The sequence below is a fragment of the Actinomadura sp. CNU-125 genome, from assembly GCF_001942465.1.
In the GTDB taxonomy this organism is placed as follows: Bacteria; Actinomycetota; Actinomycetes; order Streptosporangiales; family Streptosporangiaceae; genus Spirillospora.
The window spans coordinates 1-4481 of the sequence record NZ_MKJY01000350.1 but is presented as its reverse complement, the minus strand read 5'-3'; the positions used below and the strand labels follow the sequence as shown (position 1 = coordinate 4481).

Genomic DNA, 4481 nt, shown 5'->3' with positions numbered 1-4481 from the left:
CCTGGCCCTCGCCGTCCTGTCGCTGCTGGCCGCGATCCCACTGAGCGCGATCACGGCGATCAACGCGGGCCTGCCGGGGCTGGCGTTCGCCCTGACGGCGATCGTCCTGCTGAACGTCACCTACGCCTTCCGCCCGCGCAGAGGCTGAGAGCCCGGGAGGCGCGCCTCCCGGGCTCCGGGGTCACTTCCCGGGTTCGGCGTCGCGGGGCAGGCCGAGGAGGCGCTCGCCGATGATGTTCAGCTGCACCTCGGTGGTGCCGCCGTAGATCGTCATGGAGCGGCTGAACAGCATCGCGCGCGCGACGATGCCGCCCTCGGTCATCGGGACCTCGGTGGTGGCGGCCGCGCCTGCGACGCCCAGCAGTAGTCGGCGACGTCCTGGTTGAACTGGACGCCGAGGAGCTTGCGGACGCTGGCCTCCGCACCCGGCTCCACGCCGTTGAGCTGCTTCAGCGTGGTGCGGAGCCCGAGCAGGTCGATCGACTGGCCCTGCGCGATGAGCTTGCCGACCTCGCTCGTCGCGACGGCGTCCAGCTCCTTGCCCGCGAAGAACTTCAGCAGCTCGGGGACGCCCATGCCGAGGCCGCCGCCGGTGGACAGCGACACCCGCTCGTTCGACAGGGTGTTGCGGGCGACCTGCCAGCCCTTGTTCACCTCGCCGACGACGTGCTCGTCGGGAACGAACACGGCGTCGAGGAACACCTCGTTGAACAGGGCGTCGCCGGTCAGCTCGCGCAGCGGGCGGACGTCGACGCCCGCGGCCTTCATGTCGACGAGGAAGTAGGTGATCCCGTCGTGCTTGGCCGCATCGGGGTCGGTGCGGGCGATGCAGAAGCCCCACTGGGCCATCTGCGCCATCGACGTCCAGATCTTCTGGCCGGTGAGCTTCCAGCCGCCCTCGACCCGCTCGGCCTTCATCGACAGCGAGGCCAGGTCGGAGCCGGCGCCCGGCTCGGAGAACAGCTGGCACCAGGTCATCTGGCCGCGCAGCGTCGGGCGGAGGAACTTCTCCTTCTGCTCCTCGGTCCCGTAGCGGACGAGCGAGGGCACCAGCCACGCGCCGATCACCAGGTTCGGGGCCTTGACCCCGGCGGCCTTGAGCTCCTGCTGGATGAGGATCTGCTCGATGGGCCCGGCGGCGCGGCCCCACGGCTTCGGGAAGTGCGGGACGGTCCAGCCGTCGTCGCCATCCGGGTGTTGCGCTCGGTCTTGTCCTCGATCGCGGCGAGTTCGGCGATCTCGGCCTGCAGCCGCTCGCGGGTGGGCTGCGCGTCCTCGTCCAGTTCGAGGACGACCTCGCGGCGGCCGCCGCCGAGGGCGGTCGCCGCGACCTCGGCCGCCCAGTCCTTCGACGAGCCGAGCAGGGCGCGCAGGGTCAGGGTGCGGCGCAGGTAGACGTGCGCGTCGTGCTCCCAGGTGAACCCGATGCCGCCGAGGATCTGGATGGCGTCGCGGGCGGTCTGCACACCGGCGTCGGCGGCGATGTCGGCCGCGACCGCGGCCGCGAACCCGGCGTCGGCGGCGAGGTCGTCGATGGCGCGGGCGGCGTCCCAGGCGGCGGCGCGGGCCTGCTCGAGCGCGATGAGCATCCGGGCGGCCTTGTGCTTGACGCCCTGGAACTGCCCGATCGGGCGGCCGAACTGCTCGCGGACCTTGGCGTACTCGGCGGCGGTCGTCACCAGCCAGCCGGCCGCGCCCGCCGCCTCGGCGCCGAACAGCGCCGCCGCGAGGTCGCGGACGCGGCGGTCGGTCACGTCGTCGAGCAGCCGGTCGGCGGTGACGGTGACGTCCGACGCCTCGACCTTCGCGACCCGCCGGACCCGGTCCAGGCTCTCGACGGGGGTGACGGTGACGTCGGCCGCGTCCACCGCGACCCAGAACTCGGTGCCGTCGGCGTCCACCGGCAGGACCAGCACGTCGGCGAGGGACGCGCCCAGCACCGTCGCGGCCGTACCGGACACGACGAGCGCGTCGCCGTCGCGGCGCGCGGTCAGCGAGCCGTCCAGCGCGACCGCCGCGGTGCGGGACCCGTCGGCCAGGACCGGCAGCAGCTCCGCGCAGGCTTTGGCGTTGCCGGAACCATCGATCACGGCGCTGGCGAGGACCGTGGGGAGGAACGGGCCGGGCGCGACGGCGCGGCCCAGCTCCTCCAGCACGATCGACAGTTCGAGCAGGCCGTAACCCTGTCCGCCGTGCTTCTCGTCCAGGTGCAGGCCCAGCAGCCCCTGCTCGGCCAGGGCCGGCCAGAAGGCGGGCCTGGTCTCCTCGTCCGCGTCCAGCGCGGTCCGTACGACCGACGCCGTGATGTTGCGCTCGGCGAAGCCGCGCACCGAATCGGCGAGCGCCTCGTGCTCCTCGGTCAGCCCGATGGCCATGCGTCCAACCCTTCTGAGACCGCTTTTGGCGCGATTCTAGAACAGAGTTCTGTTCGGACGGGACGGTGGCCCGCGTCTCGGCCCGCGGGTCAGTCCAGGGCGGCGGGCGCGTCCCGCTCCTCGCGGTCGCCTTCCTCGCCCTCGACCTGCGCGTCCTTCTTCGCGGCGTCCTTCGCGGCGTCCTTCGGCGCGGACGCGAGGCTGGCCACGGTGACCGCGACGAGGGTGCCGGCGATCACCGACAGCGACAGCCAGATCGGAATGTCGGGGGCCCAGTGGACGCCGTACTCGTGCAGCGCGTGCAGGACCAGCTTGACACCGATGAACCCGAGGATGAACGCCAGCCCGTGGCTCAGGTACTTCAGCTTGTCGGCGAGGCCGCCCAGCAGGAAGTACAGCTGCACCAGGCCCATCAGGGCGAACGCGTTGGCGGCGAACACCAGGTAGGGCTCGGTGGTGAGCCCGAAGATCGCCGGGATGGAGTCCAGCGCGAACAGCACGTCGGTGGTGCCGATCGCGATCATCACGATCAGCAGCGGGGTGGCCATCCGGCGCCCGTTCGCCCGGGTGACGAACTTGTTGCCGTCGTAGTGGTCGGCGGTCGGGATGACCCGCTTGGCCCACCGCAGGATGGCGTTCTCGCCGACCTCTTCGTCGTCGTCGCCGCGGACGAGCCCGAACGCCGTCCAGATGAGGATCGCGCCGAAGATGAAGAACACCCAGGTGAAGGCCGACAGGGCGGCCGCGCCGACCGCGATGAAGATGCCGCGCAGCACCAGCGCGATGATGATCCCGGCCATCAGCACGGTGTGCTGCGACCGCTTCGGCACGGCGAACCGCGCGAGGAGCACCATGAACACGAAGAGGTTGTCGACGCTCAGGCTCTTCTCGGTGACGAAGCCGCCGAAGTACTGCGCGGCGTACTCGCCTCCGGAGAAGGCCCAGACGCCGAGGCCGAACACCACGGCGAGGCCGATGTAGACGGACGACCAGAACGCGGCCCGGCGAGTCGTGAACTCCCGGGTGTCGTTCCGGTGGATCAAGAAAAGGTCGGCGAGAATGACGGCGAGGATCCCTGCGAGAGTCAGGGCCCACACCCAGGGGGCAACGGACAAGGTGAACACTCCTCCGGCGGACACGACGGGGCGCCGGAGGTCTCTCCCGCCCTGAAAGAAACGGGCCGCGGAACCCGGGCCGGTACGGACCGGCCGTGCTGACGAGAACCGCGCGCAGGGATACTCCCCTCCACTGCCCCCTTAAACGCGGTCCCCCACCAGCCGGTTCCCGTTCCGCCAAAACTTTTTGGGGATTCTTCGAACCCGGTCGCGGAAGCGGGCGTCTAAGGTCCGATCACTTCCAGCCCCGGCGCCGGCGTTCCCCTCCCGCAGCCCGCGGTAGAGGTCGGCGAGCTGGTCGACGGCGTCGTCCTCGCCCGGCAGCAGCGCGGCCCGCGCGGCGGCGGCCGACGCCAGCCGCGCCGCCAGCGCCGGATCGTCCAGCACCCGGCTGACGGCCCGTTCCAGCGCCCCGCCGTCCCCCGCGGGACGAGCAGCGCCGCGTCGCTTTCGGGCCCCTGCAGGAGCCCGCCGCCGGTCCGGTCGGCGCCGCCGACGAGGCCGGGGATCCCGCCGACCCGGGTGGCGACCAGCGGCGCCCGGCCCGCAGGATCTCCTGCACGATCAGCGGCTGCCCCTCCCACACGCTCGGGACGGCCGCGACGTCGGCGGCGGCCAGCAGCGCGGGCACGTCCGGGCGGCGGCCCAGCAGCACCACCGGCAGGTCCTCCCGCTCGATGCGGGCGCGCAGCTCGTCCTCCAGCGGCCCGTCCCCGACGATCCCGACGAGCGGCCGCGGCTCGCGCGCCGCCCAGCGCGCGCGGCGTCCAGCAGCGTCGGCGGCCCTTCTGGTCGGCGAGCCGCCCCACGGTGAGGATCAGCGGCCGGTCCCCCACGCCCAGCGCCGCGCGCCGGTCGGCGAGGACGCCGGGCCCGGCTGGACGCGCGGCGCCGGCGCGGGCACGAGCGCGTGCCCCCGCGGCGGGCGCCGCGGTCGCGCATCCGCTCCTCCAGGTCGGGCGACACCCCGAGGACGACGTCGGCGCCGCGC

General features: G+C 72.9%; 2 protein-coding genes and 1 pseudogene. All 3 read right to left on the bottom strand.

Annotation, left to right across the window (positions count from 1 at the left end; genetic code table 11):
* Positions 1-181 precede the first annotated feature (181 nt).
* The 3 genes and pseudogenes from BJF79_RS32855 to BJF79_RS62665 all read right to left on the bottom strand — a co-directional run bounded on the left by BJF79_RS32855 (position 182) and on the right by BJF79_RS62665 (position 4181).
* Positions 182-2375, bottom strand: a pseudogene (locus BJF79_RS32855) (acyl-CoA dehydrogenase).
* A gap of 89 nt (positions 2376-2464) precedes the next feature.
* Positions 2465-3490 carry a TerC family protein gene (locus BJF79_RS32850; RefSeq protein ID WP_075903301.1) on the bottom strand — a complete coding sequence of 342 codons (1026 nt, stop codon included), beginning with the start codon at positions 3488-3490 and terminating at the stop codon, positions 2465-2467.
* Positions 3491-3725: 235 nt separating this feature from the next.
* A complete protein-coding gene (locus BJF79_RS62665) occupies positions 3726-4181 on the bottom strand; it encodes a glycosyltransferase (protein WP_262402887.1) in 456 nt (151 codons plus the stop codon).
* Between the last annotated feature and the right edge of the window lie 300 nt (positions 4182-4481).